This is a genomic window from Rhizobium altiplani (genome assembly GCF_001542405.1).
GTDB lineage: Bacteria > Pseudomonadota > Alphaproteobacteria > Rhizobiales > Rhizobiaceae > Rhizobium > Rhizobium altiplani.
Genome location: NZ_LNCD01000088.1, coordinates 42,366 through 60,913, shown reverse-complemented (window position 1 = coordinate 60,913; position 18,548 = coordinate 42,366). Strand labels below are relative to the sequence as shown.

Here is an 18,548-nt window from a genome sequence, read left to right as displayed (position 1 = left end):
TGTCTTATTCCGCTGCCACCGTAAATTCCGCTTCCGCCTCGTCCTCATCGAGTTCGTCGGAATATTCCTGATCCACTGCTGCGCTCGGCATTTCCACCTGCTTGCCCATTGCCTGCGCAATCAGGCTAAGTAGCGCTTGCTGACGAGCCTCCATGAAGGCCGTGAATTCGTTTGTGCGAAGGAGCGTCGGATCGATCAGGTGCGAGGCCAAGAAACCATTCAGACGAACAGGATCGACGGGTGTCGCCTCGGCGCTGCCATTCTCGAGTTTTGCCAGATACGCGGAGGGTGCAACGCCGCCAATGATGCGGTTCGTGCGATAGGAGAGTGGCGTCTTGTTGATAATGGAATCGTAGACGTCCGGTTTGATCTTGTTGTCTTCGCACCACTTCTTCGGAAAGATGTGATGGATGTCGACATTCTCGCCGAAGAAGACAGTGTGATCGAATTCCTGACCTGAGCGGAAGTCCTGAGCGCGCCCCTTCATCAGGAGCGCGTTCACGCCTTTGTAGGCCGCGGAGAGCCGCATGCGCATCGTCTTTAGCCGATCTGGGCGGAAGGAGGCTTCCGAGACTGTCGCAGGGACCTTGCCCCCGGTTAGCCAAGCGGGCACTTCCTGGAAATCGCGTGCAATCCGGGTTTCGACGGCCGACCCATAGAGCTCGCCCAAAACGCCGCACCAGTACCACTGCTGGATTTTCTCGCGGTTGCCTTCGAGCTCCCAGGCGTCGCCGATGTCCGCGAGGATCGCTGCAAGCGGAATGATCTGCGTTTGGTAGGGCAGATCGAACAAGCGGTAGACGCGCTGTGTGAAGAGGAACTTCGCGGCCTTGAGAAAACCCTGCTCAGCCAATTTCTCGTATTTCTTGTAGGCGCTGAGCGGAAGATTCAGCAGGGCCCCCCTCTTGCCCGTAATTTGAGGAAGGTCCTTGCCTTCCTTGTTGGCAGCCACCGCAGCGCGCCGAAGATCGCGTGTGTGGAATAGGGAGATCACGTGCAAAAAGTCGGTGTTGGCCACATTGGCCAGGATACCCTTTTCGGCATCCGCCAGCCTCTGAGCACTGACGAAAATTCCGTGTCGGCCCTTGTTGTCTCTACCTTCGCCGTACCAGTCCTTGCGAAGTTCATGTCCATCAGCGGCATAGATGGCTGTAACAAGCTCGAACGCATCGAGTGGCTTGCCACCCGTGTTGACCTTCTCGAAGACCGTGCACACAGCTTCCTTGGTTGTCGTCTTGTCGAGTGCGATGACAGGAACATGGTAACCGGTGAAGTTCGCCAGGATTTCCGTATAGAACTGCTGGACGGTTGGCCAAAGCTCCTGCATGCGGCCGTTGGCGTTGGCCCAGGTCACGAACTCCATCTGCCACGCCATTCCGTCGAAGGCGCGGGAGAGGGGGAAAACCAGGTTCTCGAATTCACGCTCGGTGGTGGAATAATCATGATCGATCGTTCGGTTGAAGTCGGAACGTACGATCTTGTCCGCAGGAACCGAGATGATCGCTTCTTCCCGATCGACCGAAGGGTCTAGCGATTTTTTGATATCGATGAAGAACCACCGCTCTACGGGTTGTTTCTTCGGCGTGATAGTCTTCACGACTTGGCCGCGCAACGTGACTTGATAGAGCGACGTCATTCGTTGCTGGCCGTCGAGGAGCAACTCTGCGGGTTCGACTCGTCTCGCCGTCTCGGGCGCGCCTTCGATAGGCCGCGGCTTGAAGTTAACACCGCCTCCGGTCTCGAGGGTCATAAGTGCACCAACCGGAAAGGCCCGCGAAATGGATGCGATCAGGCTCTTGATCCGATCCTCATCCCACACCCAGCTGCGCTGGAAGTCCGGTAGCTGAAGCTTCCCATCGTCGCACTTCTTCAGCAATTCTTGCAGCGCGATCGGATTTGTCTTGAACGTTGACCCCGACATCTATGCATTCTCCCCGACGCGTGCTGCAAACGATTTGACCAACTTTCCGTAATCCTCCTCCATCGCAAAGGCGTTTCGAAATTCGGCAAACGCCCAGCGGCCGTAAGCCTTGAGATTGTTGACGCCGGGAACCCAGAGGTTCTTCATTGTCTCAGCCTTGATCTGCTCATCGAGACCGCGGAACCCTTTAACCTCGACGATCAGGTTCAACGGGTCATCCGGTCCGTGACCGTCATCAACCTGTATGATGAAGTCCGGCAGGTAGCGGCGCGGCACGCTGCCTGAGCGATAGGGTACTTCGAAACCGAGTGCCTGGTTCTTCACGTAGGAGATCGTAGCTGGGTGCGCTTCCACGACGCGGGCAAATTCCGCCTCCCAATCGCTATCGCAGACGACGTAGTTCACATGGGAAAGGCGGGTTTCCCAGAGCGTCTGCTTGGTCGTGATGAAGGACACGTGATCGGTGTAGCCGTGCGGATTGTACGGATCGAGCATGGCCTTCACGACACTCTCCCCATCTTCACCGGCGCTGCGGACTATGGCTTGGTAGATGAGTTCGGATGCTTTCTCCGCCAGCTCGGCATAGGTCAGCATGCCCGCCCTGGTGCCACCAGTGAGCTTCAGGCAAGTGGCCATCCAGCGCCGCGTAATGGGCTGGAGTTGATTATAAAGGAAATAGGGAACGTCCTGATCCGGCTCACGGAAATACATCTCGATGAGCTTCTTGGTGAGATGCGTCGCGACGGTGTTCGGCCGCATGTCATCGAGCGCATCCGGAGAAATGTCATGGCCTTCGCCGACCAGCCCTTCGAGACGGACTGTACAGGGGCCGACCAATTCTGGCGTCAGGTCGAGGACTGAGTCCGCCGAGAAATTCGCCGAAAAGCTATCGGAGGGAAGCTCGGCGCGATAACCGGCAACGCGCGGAAAGCGGATGGAAAGGTCGTTGCGCTCTTTCAGCGCATGGACACGTGTGGTCGGCTTCGGTGGTGTTCGTGTGACCTCCTGGGGCTCGGTGGCGAAGTCGAAGGGAATGCCGAGGATGTCGGCGTATTCCGTGTTGAACAGCCCCCTGTCGTTCAGCTCATAGGACTGGCGGCGCAGGCCTCGACCAATCACCTGCTCGCAGAGCAATTGCGTACCGAAAGCGCGAACGCCTAGAATATGGGTGACCGTGTTGGCATCCCAGCCTTCCGTCAGCATCGACACGGAGACGACGCACCGCACCTGCTCGCCGAGCCGGCCCTTCTGCCCGACGGTGTTCATCACTTCACGCAAGAGTTCCGAGTCCGAGAGCTTGTCGGCCGCCGCGGCACCCTCGCGCTCCTTGATCTCCCTACGGAACTGCTCGATTTCCGCCTCGGCCATGTCGCGGAACTTGGAATCAAGCGCCTCGCCGGATTCGAGCTGCTGGGAATCGATCAGCAGCGTGTTCATGCGCGGCAGCGGATTGCCGTTGCGGTCATCGTAGTTCCGGAAGAGCTCCAGATGCCCGTAGTGCTTTGTCTGGCGCTCTCCTTCAACCTCGCGTTCCCAGCCGGAAATCCATTCAAAGATCAGTTTTGAGCTGGCGGTGTTGTTGCAGACGACGATGAATACGGGCGGAACGCCGATGCCGGCCTTTTGCCAGGCATCGTATTCCTTCTCGTAGTGGGAGTAGAGCGAGTAGAGCGCGGTCTGCAATTCGGCAGGTATGCTAAGGGGATCAAGATCGCCGGATTTGCCCGCCCCCTTCTTCGGCATCTTCTTGCCGATGTGGTCCCATAGATTGCGGAACACGGGGGTGGCGGCATTGACGGCATTGTCCGACACCGGCACGCGGGGCAGCTTGACGATGCCGCACTCGATAGCATCGACGAGCGAAAAGTCGGAGACCACCCAGGGGAAGAGGGTGCCTTCCTCATAACCCGACCCGCGCAAGAAGAACGGTGTCGCCGAGAGATCATAGACCGCGCGAACGCCGACTTTCCGCTTCAAAGCCTCGATGCCGGAAATCCAAAGCCGCGCGGCCTCGTTGTTTTCCTTCGCCTCGTCCTTTTCCTCCCCCTTCAGTTCATCTTCTTCGTGGCTTCCCGGACGTTCGCGATAGCAATGGTGCGCCTCGTCGTTGATGACCACGACGTTTTTCATTTGCAGGAGATCGCCACAGGCCCGCTGAAGCATCTGTCCCTCGGTCTCGAGTTCCTCGATTGCTTCTCCTTTCCAGCCCTTCATCAGGCGGAGACCTACTGCGTTCAGCTCGTGAGCCTTGCGCCGTTGAAAAACATGATAGTTGACGATTTCGATCTTCGCCTTGTTCAGGTCGGGCATCATGTCCTGTGGAACAAGTTCCCGGGAACGATAGTAGCTATTGCCGTCAGAAGGCTTCAGTACGCGCAGTCGGTCCTTGATGGTGATACCGGGCGCAACGATGAGGAACCCTCTCGAGAACAAACTGGAGTTCGGCTGCCGAGCGGCATTGATTGCCTGCCAGGCAATCAGCATGGCCATGACGGTTGTCTTGCCGGCGCCGGTGGCCAGTTTCAGCGCTAGACGAAAGATTTCGGGGTTGGCGTCGCGGTTCGCCTCCTCGAGATGCCGGAAGATATGAGCGTACTGCTTGTTCTTTCGGGCCACCTCGGCAAGCCAGATCGCCGTTTCCACGGCTTCCACCTGGCAATAGAAGGGGCGGGGGCCGGAGAAGTTGTCACTTCGCCAATATTGGAGCAATCGCTGGGTAACGGGCGTGACGCCCCAGTCGTTGGGATTGGGAATTGAGCGCCATGACGCGATGTGGCCGCGAATTTCGTTGATGATCGGCGTAGGGTTGTAGTGGCTGCTGCCGTCCTTGGTCTGGTCGAGATCAAGCGTAGCCTGCTTTTTGGCATCTGCTTTGATCTTGCGGCTCTTCGGAACGGGTGCCACGTATTTCGACCGGCGCCGGCCTTCGATGGGCGGTTGATTGAGCGGCTCGCCACTTTCGGACAGCGCATGATGGCGCGTGGGAACTTCGTATGGCGAATTAAGAATTGGCTCGGCGTAAAATGGCTTGGTCATGCAATCTGTCCCAGAATCGGCATCGCCATTCAATCGCCCCCGCGAGGGTGATGCAACTCCTACGATGCGGATTGCTGTGTTTAGCAAAGAATTGCACACGGAAATTATTTCCGCATTGTAGCCCGATAACCGTCTGTTGGATGCGTCTTTGTCGTTGTTATTTTGGCACCAGGATAAGATTGTCCGTACTTAACAACCGCTCTCCATTCCACCGATACGCGCAGGGCCTTTCTATGTAGTCAAGGCAGAGGGCATTGTGTGCAGCAATTTCAGGCTGACTGAGCATTTTGTAGTGCCCGAAGAACACAGGCTTTTCCTGCGCGCCATAAAAGTTGATATCGCCACATTCGATCACGGGCGTATCCGGAAGGTCGTCTGAACGAGGCACAGACAGCGCAGAGCTTCGCCACGTGCGGACGCCTGCCTGCCACCATTTCAGCCGGACCGCAGTGCGGGTATGCCCCTTTATATCCGTGAACGAATGGCCGTGCGGCAGCTCGGCCTCTGGCCCCTTTAGACTGGATAAGACCGCGTCGGCAAACCGAGTGGCATCCTTCTCGAATGCCAACTCTTGCAGATCATCTCGCTTCAAGCGGGCATCGCCGGTTCTATGGCGAATGGTGTCTATGTGACGATCGTCCCAGTATGCGTGGACAAGTCTTATCCCCGGCAGATCGATAAACAGCGGAAGCGTCATGAACCAATCGAGCACGTCTTGTGTATGAGGCGCGCCAACCGGAAATTCTTTCAAGAACGTTTCGTGCTGTGCGGTATTCTTTAGCGTGTGAGCGCGCATGAACCCGTCGCTAGTGCGCTCCGAATTTTCACCTCGCTCATGATAGAGTAACGCGTTGAGTTCGTGATTGCCCATGATCGCTATCGCGTGACCGCGCAGTTGCATTGCGCGCACGAGAGAGATCACTACGGAGTTTTGATCCCCTCCATCAATGAAGTCCCCGAGAAAGGCGACAATTCGGCCCTCAGGATGCGCCCAGCATGAAGCTGATTCCCGATAACCGAGGTAAGTGAGAGTTTTTGTTAGGCGATCCAGATCAGCGTGAATGTCGGGAATGACGTCGATATGTGAATGGTTTTGTAGCAAACGAACACCCTCGCTAGCTAGGTATTACGCCTTGGCATCATCTATGCAGCTCATCGGCGTAAAAGACCTTGGTCATGCAATCGGTCCCAGAATCGGTATCGCCATTCAATCGGCCCAACGAGGGCAATGCAACTCCTGTGATGCTCATTGCTGTGCTTCGCGAGAACTGCACACGGAAATCATTTCCGTATTGCAACAGCATGCACGACGCCGAAGATTTACTGCGCGAGCGTCCCGGATGGGCATCTCCGGTCTCACACACTTCCGAACGGAGATTCGCCACTCTTTCACAAGTTGTGGAAAATAAATCACATCGCATTTCAATTTTGTGGAGATTTGGCCAAACCGCCCGGGTACGCTTGATTGCCCGGCCGCGCCTCTAATAGTTTCCAATCCGTTACCACTCATGGGTAGTGGTTGGGGATGGGATTAAGTGATTCAGGAAATTGGAAGTTTCGTCGTTGCCTCGATTCTTGGCGCGGCGAATTATCTTGTAAAGGATGCGGCTGCTCCAGGTATTGTCGCTCTAGGAATTGTCGTTCTTCTGGTGGTTTTTACTGCGGCTTTCTTTCGAGAAGTCTTTCAGCGCCAGAAAGCAGTTCAGTGGCTCAGACGTGAAATTCAAAACAGCCCGACAGGCGCTGATTTCAGCCGTGACATCGACGTTCTGTCCGCCTCCATCAAGAAAACGGGCACGAACAGGTATCGCCGGCAATTGGCGGCTGCGTGGGAGAAATACAGAGAGACCCTTGTACCTCACGAGGAAGACGGCAAGGTCGTGCTTCGCAATGCCGTCCGACCGTCCATGTTTCTCAATCCAGAGGACTTGGGTTTTGGGGTTGGCTTTTGGCGCATCGTACCCGGGCTCTTTGTTTCGGTTGGGCTTTTTCTGACGTTCCTGGGGTTGATCGCCGCTCTCTCGACGATGGCGCAAGGAGCAGAGATCGATAGCGGTGTCATGCGACAGCTGCTTTCTGTGGCCTCGGCGAAGTTTATTATGTCGTTGACGGGGCTTTTCTGCTCGATCGTCTTCACGATCCTTCTTAGAAGCATCTACGGGCGACTGGAGCAGTCGATCCATGAACTATGTGCCGCCATTGAGCAGCGTCTCACCTACATCAGTCTGGAGGCCCTTGCCACAGAACAGCTGAAGGCAACCCGGGAACAGCGGGAGCATTTCCGATTGATTGGGATGGAGTTGGTCGCGGAGATTGGCCGTCCCTTGAGAGAGGAGCTCCCGGCGGCAATCCAGAGTTCGATCGCCGGTGCAATGGCACCGATCGTAGAGCGAGTGGGCAAACTCGGCGCAGAGGGCGTGGGAGATATGGTGTCCGGAATTTCGGACAAGCTTACAGATTCAATCGGTATTGCGCTAACCGAGGCTAGCCAGAAAATCTCGGATGCAGGTGAAAGGCTTGGGTTGCTTGCTGACCGTCTCGATCAAAGCTCGGGGCGGATAGGCTCGGAGATGGAAGGCGTTACGGAGCGTGTCGCCCAAGCTGTGGAAGACCTCCGTGCGGCTATCACGAATACGGCCGAGGTAACCGGGGGGACGTTTAACGAAGGTGCCGAGAAGCTCCTTGCGGTCATGAACCGTACGCTTGAGGGCATTCGCGATAATACGGGCGAAGGTGCGCGCGCCATGTCGGCAGCGGCTGAGGACATGCGCCAGGCGGCCGAATCCTTCAAGCAGGAGATCGAGTCCGCAGCGCGAACAGGAACAGAAGCCGCGCAGGAACGCATGAAACTTGCAGGTCAGCAGGTGAGCTCGGCTATCGGCGATGCCGGCAAGGACGTGGCAGACGTGTTCAGCCGCACCAGCGCGGAGATTGCTCGGGTCGCGGAAGAGGTTTCCGAGAAAGCCGGCGCCGGCTTGCTCGCTCCTCTGGCTGAAATAGGCAACAGGTTCGAAGGTCTGGTCAAGCAGCTCAATGACGGCACGTCAGACATGCGGCGCATGGCCGACGGAGTGAAGGCTGGTGCCGATGCTTCGGAAAAGGCTGCGGGTACCTTTAACGGGGCGGCAAGCTCACTTGTGGCTGCTGTCACTCCCGTGAAGGCCGTCGTGGATCGCATGGAAGGTTCGATCCGGCAACTCACTGACAGCACGCAACACGCGGCGAGCACCGTATCGAGGTCTGCGGAGGCGACCGCCGAGTCCGCTGCCTCTGCTCTTGCCGCTGCGAAGGAAATCCTCCAGGCGGAAGCGAAATCCATCGAGAACGCGCTGGGCGGTGTCTCTGTGATGCTGGAACGTCTGAAGGGGCAGGGCGACCGCCTCGATGAAATGGATGGAAAGCTCGGCCAGGCTTTCGATCTCTACACGGAAAATGTGGAGAAGTCCGTCCAGGGCATGTTCGGTCACGTGCGCGATCTGCAGGAAAGGCTAAATCCTGCGCTCGACACCATGCGTGAAATCGTTGAACAGGCCGAGCAATTCGCTCCGCAGTCCCGGAGAGCCTGATGCGCGGAGGTTTCCGGACGCGTTACAAAGAGGAAGAGGAGGAGAGCGCATTTGTGTCCATGACGGACATGACTGTCAGCTTCCTCTTCATCATCATCCTTTTGCTGGCTTACTTCGCCCAGCAATATAGCGAAAAGGACACCGTACCCAGGCCTATACATGAGGAGGTCATTAAAGAAAGGAATGTCGCGCAACAGAAGATAGTCCGACTGCAGGCAATCATCGCTGTTCATGAGAAGACGATCGCTAACCTCAAGGAGGAGATTAACAGGAAGCAGGTGGAGATCGAGCGGTTACAGGCTGAGATCGCGAAGCTGCAGGCCGAGCTCAAAGAGCTAAGAGAGGCGCTTGAAAAGCTTCGGAAAGTTGACCCACTGGAAGCCTACCTAGCCACGTCGGCGATCGAGAGACGACGAATTCTCGAAACTCTACGCGATCAGCTGAAGATTGATTTTCCTGATCTCGAGGTGGTTATCAGTGAAGAAACCGACGCTTTGCGCTTTCAGGGCGACGGCCTATTTGCAACCGGATCATCCACGTTGCGCCCCGACCGGAGGGCAATCGTTGAAACTGTCGCAACGAGGCTATCGCAGATTTTGCCCTGCTATACGATTGGCCCGCGTTCGAAGTGGACGGCCGAATGTAATCCAGGCAATGCGATTATTGAAGCTTTGCAGATTGAAGGACATACCGACTCAACCGGGGATTTTACGGCCAACCTGGCCCTGTCCACTAATCGCGCAAACAGCACTTTTTCTACAATTCTCGGCAAATCCGGTGAGCTAGTCGATTTTCTGAACTTCCGAAATCAACCAGTTTTGTCCGTCGCCGGATACGGCCAAATGCGTCCGGTTAAGGACAACTCGACGAAGGAGGGACGAGATGCGAACCGCCGCGTCGACCTGCGAATCATCATGTACACGCCTAGCCAGTCGGCGGAAATCGACCGCATTCGTCAGGCGTTGAGTCAAGACAGCTCCCGGGGTATCGCGAATTGACCCTCAGCAAGAGCCTCTCCCAGAACCGTCAGTTCGTCAGGCCCGCCTTGCCGGCTTTGAACTCACTTGCATCTAGGACAGAGCGAATTCTATCCCGTTGGCCGGACGTCGTCGCCAATCCACCCGAGAAAGACCGTGAAAAACTCGTGGCCATTGTTCGGGACAAACTGGAGAATAATAGCTGGGAGGACACGAAGCTCTCGCTGATTACAAGCGCTGGCAGGGCGTTGTTCGACGAGGATCGTCGCACTAGACCTGATTTGGCGGAGATGCGAGATTTTTATTACAGCGAGACCCGCGCCTCGACACGGGCGGGGTTTCTCGGCGGAATGTTCTCCATCTACATGGACAGCTTTGATGCCAAGGCGGAACATACGTGGCAACTGGCCGGTGCATTGTCGGCAGCGGCAGGGCGTCTCGGAGCTCGCTGGCGTATGATGCTCGATGCCATCCCCGAGATGCTCTCGCCCGATGCAGTGGCCGATGCCGTCGCGCGACAGATGGTGCTGATGGACGATCTCTGGATCGGCCTACAGAAGCTTGGTATTCGCAGCCCCCATGCACCTGGTCTGATGAATGCCGTCCACCTAGCCTATGTGAAGCAGATCGAGCCGCATCTCGATCAGCGTGTGGAGATGGAGCGGCTGATCGAGTGGCTGAAGCCGGAGGGCAGGGAGGCGAAGACGACCGGCGCCGGCGAAGCGATCTCGGCTCTGCTTGGACACTGGGTCAAGCATTCTCCGAAGCCCGATGACCTACGCTACCTGACAGAGAACATCATCGGCATTTACGGTGATCCTCGTGTCCAGCGTGGCGGCGTTTGGTCAGCAGTACCGGAAGACAGGATGGCGGTTATCCTGCGCTGGCTGACGGGCGAGAACATCCGGTTCTTCCTTGATGTCGTCTCTGAGGTGGAAGACAGCCACATGTGGGAGCCTCGCAGGAGATTTTGGCTCGGCCTGCATGATCGTGGCCGTATCGATGCAGCCTGGGTTGCTTTCAGCGATTCCGCCGCGAAAGAGGCAAGGCGACGCGGGGCGGGAGGTAAGGGGACGTTGAGATTTGGCGTTCAAACGGCAGGCTACGGTCGCGCGAATACATCACTGCTCATACTGAAGATCGGCAGGAAGATCGTCGTTGAGGGCTCTCACAGCTATAAGGTCCACATTTTCGACGAGTCCAACCAGCGTGCGCCTGCGCTCTACCAGTGGCGATATGACTGTGAAGCAATCAGGTTCATTCCCGGCTCCAATGCGAAATCGCACAACGGCGATTGGCAGAGTTGGGTCTTGGAACACATCTAGGTGAAAAAATGAACTTGGAAGCTTCTTTCTCTCCAGATGCAATCACTCTGTCCGCAAAGAACGAGCGCGCGGGTCTACTGCACCGGTTGGTGCGCCGTAGTGTCAAATCTGATCTTCAGAACCTGAGTCCCGACGAACGTTCGCTGGCCTATGCTATTGCCGATCTACGGGCGGCAGCGGACACGCTCGGCGAACAGCTTTCGATCGATTCTGATCGCATCGTCATGTCTCATCGCATCGCTGCGTCCGTCACCGGTGAAACGGGCGCAGTGCTCGGTCTGCCGCCTTTGGTAGAGATGACGCTGAAGACCGATGCGGAGGGAATTGTCGGTTCGTCAGGTTTCCGGCTCAGGTACGAATGGTCGCGCAACGGCCAACGGCAAATGCCACGTCGAACTGGAGCCATTCTCGAAACGGCAAATGGTTTGCGACGAATTCCTGTGTGGATGATGGACGCCATCGCCATCGCAGACGCCTACCGGCCGGATGGAAACGACGCCGCCGATTGGGAGGCGCTAGGACGTTTCCGCAAGGCACTCGATCCTGGTGCTGTCAGCGGAGCCTCGGATGAGGCGTCGCGTATCTCGATGACAGATTTTCTGAGCGGTCTGGAGGTGCGTCTCGTCGACCGCTTCTCACTCTCGCCAAAGGGGGAGACGGACTTCGACGTAGTACCATTCTCTGGTGATACTTTGGAGGCGCATGGTAGCGCTTCTGAAGCCGCTGAGGTTTCCGAGTCCATGAGCGAGGTACAGGGACTGGACCTGCAGCGATTTCAGACATTGGTAAGGGGAAGGGGGGCGCTGCCTGCCTATCGCCTATCTCCCGGACGCTATGTGGTGGTGGAACAGTCAGCGTCGCCAGCCCTTGCCGTGATGGCTGAAATGCAGAAGGCAGCACCAGATGAGCGGCGTGCGTTCATCCGTAATCCCTTGCCACGAGTAACGGAAGCGATGGAGGCGCAGCTCCGTTCTTCCGGACAATTGGACGGTTTGTCGCCCCAGGCCGAGCAGGAAGCGATAGAGGCAGCGGTTGGTCCCGTGCTTGTTGAAACCCGTGAGTTTTCCGAACGGGTTACTGGTGTCGTCAAGTATGAAAAGCCGGGTCTCGGCGAGTTCGAGGATAGCGGGACAAGCTGGCTGCCAGAGGACTTCAGCGCGCGCCTGATCGATATCCTCGACAGGCAGGGTACTGCCGAGCTGCACACCCTGCGCGAGCGCGTCCAGGAAGCAATTGAGGCTGGAAGGCCGACCGTCGATTTCGAGGATTTGGAGGTCCCCGCTCGACCGGAAATGCTGCAGCTCATCGACGAGCGGATGGTGTCGGGAGACGCTGACGACGGTGGCGAGGATGAGGCAAAACCAGAAAAGGTGGGCCCATTCGTTCTCGATACCGAAGTGAACTACGACGATCTCAAATGGCTCGCTAAGCTCAGGCCGCGCATGTCCGAGTTGCCGGACACTCTACCCGAGGGCATTCGAACGCCGTTGAAAGGGCATCAGAAGGAGAGTTTCAGCTGGCAGGTTGGCGCGTGGCGGGCCGGATTGCCGGGCGTCCTCAATGCCGACGAGCAGGGCCTCGGCAAAACTCTCCAAACCATCTCTTTCCTTGCCTGGCTCAAGGAAGTGATCGCTCGTCCTCAAGCCCAGAGCCGGGGGCCTGTTCTCGTTGTTGCGCCAACATCCCTTCTCGAAAATTGGGAGCAGGAAGTCGCCCGACACATGCACGAGCCTGGGCTGGGTCATCTGATCCGCCTCTATGGGTCGAGTATCGGTGGACGCAAGCTGACGGGAGCGAAGGGAAAGGACACGGACGATGGGGAGGCCAAGCTTGACTTGGGCGCGCTGCATGAAGCCGTGGCAGAGGGGCGGGCGCATCGCTACTGGCTTCTCACCACCTATACGACGCTGACGAACTATCAGCATTCGCTGGCTCGCATACCCTTTTCCGCCGTTGTCTTTGACGAAATCCAGGCCTTGAAAAACCCTGTCAGCCTCCGCGCAGTTGCTGCCCGTTCGATCAATGCTGATTTTCGAATTGGCCTCACAGGTACTCCTATCGAGAATGCCACTGTTGACCTCTGGGCAATCATGGACCAACTGGCACCGGGATCGCTCGACAGCCTCAAAGATTTCCGTCAACGCTATGCGAAGCCAGAGGAAGACAACATGGCCGAGCTGCACGGCAGGGTTTTTCTGCCCCGTGGCGGCACGCCGCCTCTTGCTGTCCGCCGCCTGAAGGAAACGGTCGCAACCGATCTGCCCGCCAAATCCCGTCGTATTCATCCCCGCCTGATGCCGGATGTTCAGGCCTTGGCATATGACGATGCCCGACTGAAGCTTGCGCGAGGCGGCATGGGCGCGCAGCTCAAGATGCTTCATCACATTCGCAGCGTTTCCGTCCACCCGGCGCTGGAAATCAAAGCAAGTAACGATGAGTTCGTCGTATCGTCTGCGCGGCTACAGGCTGCCATGGATATCCTGAATCGCATCAAAGCGAATGGCGAACGTGCCCTTGTCTTCATCGAGCACCGGCAGATGCAGTATCGCTTTATCGAATTGGTTCGCAGTGAATTGGGTCTGCCGCGAGTTGACCTCATCAACGGCGACACGCCCATTCCTCAACGTCAGGCAATTGTGAACCGTTTCCAGCGCCATCTGGATGACGACCAGGGGTTCGACCTTCTAGTTCTCGGTCCGAAGGCAGCGGGCACCGGGCTGACGCTAACGGCGGCGACCCACGTCATCCACTTGTCTCGATGGTGGAATCCGGCAGTTGAGGAACAGTGCAACGATCGCGTACACCGGATTGGCCAGACGCGGCCTGTTACAGTGCATTTGCCTATGGCCATTCATGAAGGCTATCGGGAGCAGTCTTTCGACTGCCTCCTCCAGAGCTTGATGATGCGCAAGCGTCGGCTCGCCAGTTCGGCGCTTTGGCCGATGGGGGACGTCGATGACGACGTTGCTGGCCTTCAGAAGGGCATGGCGTCCGAGCGGTTAGGCATGGAGGCTGACCCTCTTGGCAAGACCATGGCGGCCATGTTTGCTCGCGACGAGCTGGAGTTGCCGCCGCGAGAAGCCGACGGTTCCTACCCCATCCATTGATACAGAATGGCAGATTTTCATGAATGACATTTGGGTGAGCAAAGGGCTGGTCATCGACGCGCCCTGGATCAGTTTGATCTTGAGTGGCCAGAAAGATTGGGAGATGCGCTCCACCGGTACAAGCCACCGCGGATGGTTTGGCTTGATCTGGAAAGGGATGGGGAGCGTCTATGGCGTCGCACGATTGGCCGGCGCCGGCGGTCCTATGAGCCCGCAGGAAATGATCGAGGCTTTTGAACACCACCGTATTCCAGAAGAGATGATCCGTTCGGGTGCGGTTGCTAAATGGAACAGGCCCTGGTTTCTGGCTGATGTTGTAAGGCTTCCTTCGCCAGTGCGTTACAAGCATCCGAACGGTGCCGTGACCTGGGTCGAGTTAAGCGAAAGCGTAAGCTTGGCCATTAGGGATCAGATTGCAGCGCTAGCTGAACCCCTCCCGGAGCCGGCGCCGGTGATGAACCTGGACGCAAATGGCACGCACCCGGACCCTGTGTGGCGTCAAATCGGCGAAAGCGTTCTTACCCAAGGCAACATCGATCACAATCACATTTATCTACGTGAATTTTTTGATCGATTTCCAAAGGGGGCCGTGGGTGGCTCGAACAAATCAGAGAGGGCCTCTCGTGAGATATCGATCGTGTGGGATGGCGGTCCGTTGGTTGTCACCGATCTGGATGGATCGAAGAAGTTTTTCCGAGCGAGGGGCTGGATAGGATCGTTCTTCCGCCATAACGCTGCTAGGCCCGGGGATCGTGTACTGGTCGAAGAAGGCGCGCCCTATCAGTACAGGGTTCGCATCCGAAGGTGAAACAGCCGAAGGCTGTGTTTGATTGTGGTAATGGTCTCGGCGTTCACTCGGCGGATTCGCTTCTCACAACCCTTCCAATGCGGGAAAGACGGCTCGCGATTTCATCAACAGACATCTCTCCTGACGCTGCCATTGGAGTGGCGTCTGGCCTCGGTTTCCCAGGTTGCCGGGTCTTGCCATGCGGTTCGTTGTCTGTGGGTGCTGCCGGCTTGTCATTGAACATTAAGCCCAACAAGAAATAGACGAGACGGGGCGTCCATTTTGAGCCTGACGCTGTTTTGTAGCCTTGTGCGTTGAGGCGAACGGCCACATCTCTCGGCTTTCTCGTCCCTTCTCTGGCGTACGTCCTTACGACTGGCTCCAGCTTGCCGAATAAATCAGCAAGTTCGACCTTCTTGTTATTGAAATGCACCATCTCCGCCTTGGTCATGTCATACTTCGAACCGTTGGCGCTGTTGGGCTTTTGCTTCTTCCGGATCAGTTGCGGTTGGTTCGACCTACTAGCTGGCTGAGAGACTGGGCGCGATTTGGTCGCGGGCCGCGCGACCGCTGACCGTGCCGGCGCCGGCGTAACCCTTGTGCCCGCGGTGAACACCACAGGCAGCAAAGTCTCTCGCTCGACAAACGAGATTCGATCGCCATTGACACTGATAAACTCGCCGACCTCGAAGAGCGGCATTTCCGAGTGGCAGGTGAACCTGAATGCTTCATTTGTGTCGGAGTTCAGGAACTCGCCCTCAACTCTATTTTGGTGGCCCCGTCGGTCAACCGCTAGAACGACAACAAGTGTCCACTCGCCTTCGTATCGCCGGCCGAAAGTCCGGAACTTGGAGAGGCCCGCGGTGCTGGAGGCGCTGAGTAACTCCTTTACTTCCCCTTTGTTGCGGCGCGTTGGCCGGTTTACTGGCCCGGTGCTCGATGAGACCGACGCTCGGGCGGTATCTGTGCACGGGTGTTTTGGCCAAGGGGGGCCGAGATCATCGAAATAGACGCGGCTCCCCGCGGCATTCGCGTAGAAGAAAACGGGCTCGCCGCAGCGAAAGCAACGTGCGTTGGGGTTGACGTAGCATCCTGATAACGAATTTGCTCCGTGCTGTTTTAGAAGAAGCCGAGCATCACGCTCGCGAAAGCTCTGTGTGTAGTCCGCAATCGCCGCTCTTGACCGACCGTAATTCACGCACCAGCCGCAGGTGCAATCGCTATAGTGATTGTGGCCCGTCACGCTCGCCTTTCCACCTATCCGTTAGATGATAGGTTTTCAATGTAACCAAAGATGGCGCACAGGTAGGCAGCGTGTCCAGACAGGACGCTTGATGCGGAAATTATTTCCCCAAGGCAGGGGTTGCGTTTGTCGTCGAGGCAAGGGGTGTCGGTATCCAGATTGCGGACGTGTCGTCTCCAAATGGGATCGCGCGTCCCTGAAGCGCGCAGATGGCAACCCAACAGCAGACGATTGCATCCAGCATGTCTTCGAAGGCCTTTAGCTCCACTGCACTGGCCTTCGGCTCGATTTGCGGCAACATTCGCCCAACGCCGGAGATGTTGGCTTCGAGCAGACTAACAATTTCGTACCATTGAAAGAGAAGACTTTCTCGCCGTTGTTGGGCATTGATGCTCGGCCAATATTTCCGAGCCTTCTGCGCCTTGTAAGGCAACCGTTCTTCAGCACAAGCACGCTCAACCAAGGCGGGGTGAGGGTAAACTTCAATCAGAGCTCGTGGGAAAATTGCCTCTGTGGCCAAGGCGTAGCCCTCACCTTCAGCCTGCGCGCGTAACGTGTCGCTGATGACGCCCGGGCGGACGTCACTCGGTGAGTGCGTGCTGCATTTCCGACTGCCATAGGCTCGTGATACCGCATCATCCGACCGGCGCCGGCCGACAATCGGAGATTTTGACAGGGGCATGTCTACGGCGACGATGTCGATCGGCGCTGCAGCCATTTTCCTGCCAGCTTGGAGAAGTGCATTGACATCCGGTGTTCGTCCGAGAGGCTTGGGTTCGCAAACAAGACTTTCATCAGCCAAAGCCTGAAAGCGTTGATACGACGGAGCGACTGCTCGAAGCTGCCATTCATCGCCAATTAGGACGGCGAGCGCGACGCCACTCGGTTGTGTCAAAGTCCACGCAGCGTCTATGCCGATGACAGCTGCACGAGTGCCGCCGGTTGCCGCATCCCATTCTTGGCTCATCATTCCTCTTATGGGGCCCGGATGCTGCGAATATACTGAATAGATGATTGTTAATCATTCCAAACAAATATTCGCCGATTCTGATTGATGTACTGTAATTTATCCCGAACTGAAGGGAACCTCTTCAGGTTGGTGTATTGCATTTCCTGAAGAGCTTGGGCCAGGGGCGTGCTAAAGTACAGTCGGCGTGTTGCTGAGAAGCGGTTTTCGAGTGTTTATGTGCCCGTTACCGGGGACCAATGCACTTATTGCGGCATGCCAAGCGACGGCAGAGTTGACCACCAGCCGCCGGTCTATGTTCTTCACCGCTTCGCCAAAGGTGGGCTCGTCACCAAACGAGAGATACGGAACCAATTTGGCCAGTGTAAGCTGGTTCCTTGTTGCACCATTTGCAATATGGGGCTCGGTGCGTTCCATGGCTCAGCTGACATTGAGCGTAGACGAGAGATTGCGAACTGGTTTCTCCCCGATGAGCGTTATCCCGAAGATAAGCTGATCTTGGGTCTCGGACACAAACTCTTGGAGCAAAGACTAAGCGGGAACCGCGGCGTCGAGGTCTACGAGTTTCCCGGTGTTGGACGTTCCGTCTACCTAAGTGCTTTGCTTGGGTTGATCAACGGCGAATACGATAGCCCTGAGGCCTTCCCCCCATGGCTACGGCAATCCCAGTCGGAACTCGCAGGTTGGCTTCGTAAAGCGCCGAAACGCAAGAGCCGGTATTTTTTGGATATGGCCAACCTTGCGAGCTACGACCTACTTCCTCTCGCGCGCAGCGATCCTCGCGGCCAGTTCGACGATTCTCAAGACGATCTTTTCGGCAATAGCGCTTCGGATTTAGAGAAGAGGTGAGGGACACCTGTTGACACTGACGAATGCAAGAACCAGGGCCGCTTCCCGCCAAGGGTGGCTTTGTTACTATTGCGGGCTGCCGATGTGGGAACGCGATCCCCAATTGTTCGCCCGGCGGTACGGAGTATCGCGAAAGGAGGCGCAACGCTTTCGCTGCACAGCGGAGCACCTTGTTGCGCGCCACCAAGGGGGACACAATGGTCAGGCAAACATTGTCGCCGCCTGCCAGTTTTGCAATCGAGCTCGACATCGAAGAAAGGAACCCTTGTCATCCTCCGATCATATCGCCCACGTTCGCAAACGCCTCACGCGAGGGAAGTGGCTGCCACATCATCTGTATGCGCTATTTTATTCGGCTAGCCAGGCGACGTAGATTGAGCGGGCTGCAGAAGGAATGGGAAGGGCGACAATCGAGTCTACGTGGAAATAATTTCTGCACCCTTCCATATTTTCCCGGACTGCCGCTCCGGAATGTCGTACAAGAGTGTCGTACAAGCATATTAGGTGATCAGGAATTGTTAACCTTCTCAAAGGCTTGAAAAAGGGCAAAATCCTTAGCTGGGAATCCTGGCGCCCCAGCCAAGTTGCCCTTCTGAAGCCAGAATCGTGGTTTTCCAGCACTTCCGAGTTGGCCGCGGCGACTGCATCGCATGCTGCCTACACGGAGATAGTTTCCGCACCCTTCCATATTCTCCCGGACTGCCGCTTCGAAAAGTCGTACAAGAGTGTCGTGCAAGGATATTAGGTGACAAGGGTTTGTTAACCAGGCC

General features: G+C 56.8%; 12 protein-coding genes. 7 read left to right on the top strand and 5 right to left on the bottom strand.

Annotation, left to right across the window (positions count from 1 at the left end; genetic code table 11):
* Window positions 1–4 precede the first annotated feature (4 nt).
* From AS026_RS21545 to AS026_RS21535, 3 genes are all read right to left on the bottom strand, one after another.
* Window positions 5–1,921, bottom strand: a complete 1,917-nt coding sequence (locus AS026_RS21545) for a GmrSD restriction endonuclease domain-containing protein (RefSeq protein ID WP_062371690.1) — start codon at window positions 1,919–1,921, stop codon at window positions 5–7.
* Window positions 1,922–4,957 (bottom strand): BPTD_3080 family restriction endonuclease, encoded by a 3,036-nt coding sequence (locus AS026_RS21540; RefSeq protein WP_062371689.1) that lies wholly within the window; start codon window positions 4,955–4,957, stop codon window positions 1,922–1,924. It abuts the gene before it with no gap.
* Between the two features lie 157 nt (window positions 4,958–5,114).
* A complete protein-coding gene (locus AS026_RS21535) occupies window positions 5,115–6,059 on the bottom strand; it encodes a metallophosphoesterase (protein ID WP_062371688.1) in 945 nt (314 codons plus the stop codon).
* 433 nt (window positions 6,060–6,492) lie between these two features.
* Here AS026_RS21535 and zorA point away from each other — a divergent pair, with 433 nt between their 5' ends.
* Genes zorA through AS026_RS40210 form a run of 5 tightly spaced genes read left to right on the top strand, consistent with a single transcriptional unit; the run spans window position 6,493 to window position 14,740 of the window.
* Entirely contained in the window at window positions 6,493–8,523 is a 2,031-nt protein-coding gene (gene zorA, locus AS026_RS21530) for an anti-phage ZorAB system protein ZorA (protein WP_062371686.1), read from the top strand.
* Window positions 8,523–9,521 (top strand): OmpA family protein, encoded by a 999-nt coding sequence (locus AS026_RS21525; protein ID WP_062371683.1) that lies wholly within the window; start codon window positions 8,523–8,525, stop codon window positions 9,519–9,521. The genes zorA and AS026_RS21525 overlap by 1 nt, the downstream gene beginning before the upstream one ends.
* The gene (locus tag AS026_RS21520) at window positions 9,518–10,825 is read left to right on the top strand and encodes an EH signature domain-containing protein (RefSeq protein WP_062371681.1); all 1,308 of its coding nucleotides are present in this window, start codon (window positions 9,518–9,520) and stop codon (window positions 10,823–10,825) included. Before AS026_RS21525 ends, AS026_RS21520 begins: the two co-directional genes overlap by 4 nt.
* Before the next feature lie 8 nt (window positions 10,826–10,833).
* On the top strand, window positions 10,834–13,932 hold the full coding sequence (locus AS026_RS21515) for a DEAD/DEAH box helicase (RefSeq protein WP_062371680.1): 3,099 nt from the start codon (window positions 10,834–10,836) through the stop codon (window positions 13,930–13,932).
* 19 nt (window positions 13,933–13,951) lie between these two features.
* The gene (locus AS026_RS40210) at window positions 13,952–14,740 is read left to right on the top strand and encodes an ASCH domain-containing protein (RefSeq protein WP_062371679.1); all 789 of its coding nucleotides are present in this window, start codon (window positions 13,952–13,954) and stop codon (window positions 14,738–14,740) included.
* Between the two features lie 43 nt (window positions 14,741–14,783).
* On the opposite strand, the gene AS026_RS41730 is transcribed toward AS026_RS40210, so the two are convergent.
* Window positions 14,784–15,170, bottom strand: a complete 387-nt coding sequence (locus AS026_RS41730) for a hypothetical protein (RefSeq protein ID WP_131815331.1) — start codon at window positions 15,168–15,170, stop codon at window positions 14,784–14,786.
* An 892-nt stretch (window positions 15,171–16,062) separates the two neighbouring features.
* Window positions 16,063–16,929: a DUF429 domain-containing protein gene (locus AS026_RS21500; RefSeq protein ID WP_062371677.1), complete on the bottom strand. Its 867-nt coding sequence runs from the start codon at window positions 16,927–16,929 to the stop codon at window positions 16,063–16,065.
* A 168-nt stretch (window positions 16,930–17,097) separates the two neighbouring features.
* Here AS026_RS21500 and AS026_RS21495 point away from each other — a divergent pair, with 168 nt between their 5' ends.
* Both AS026_RS21495 and AS026_RS44610 read left to right on the top strand, forming a co-directional pair.
* Window positions 17,098–17,778 (top strand): hypothetical protein, encoded by a 681-nt coding sequence (locus tag AS026_RS21495; protein ID WP_131815330.1) that lies wholly within the window; start codon window positions 17,098–17,100, stop codon window positions 17,776–17,778.
* 82 nt (window positions 17,779–17,860) lie between these two features.
* Window positions 17,861–18,151 (top strand): HNH endonuclease, encoded by a 291-nt coding sequence (locus AS026_RS44610; RefSeq protein WP_082728569.1) that lies wholly within the window; start codon window positions 17,861–17,863, stop codon window positions 18,149–18,151.
* Window positions 18,152–18,548 lie beyond the last annotated feature (397 nt).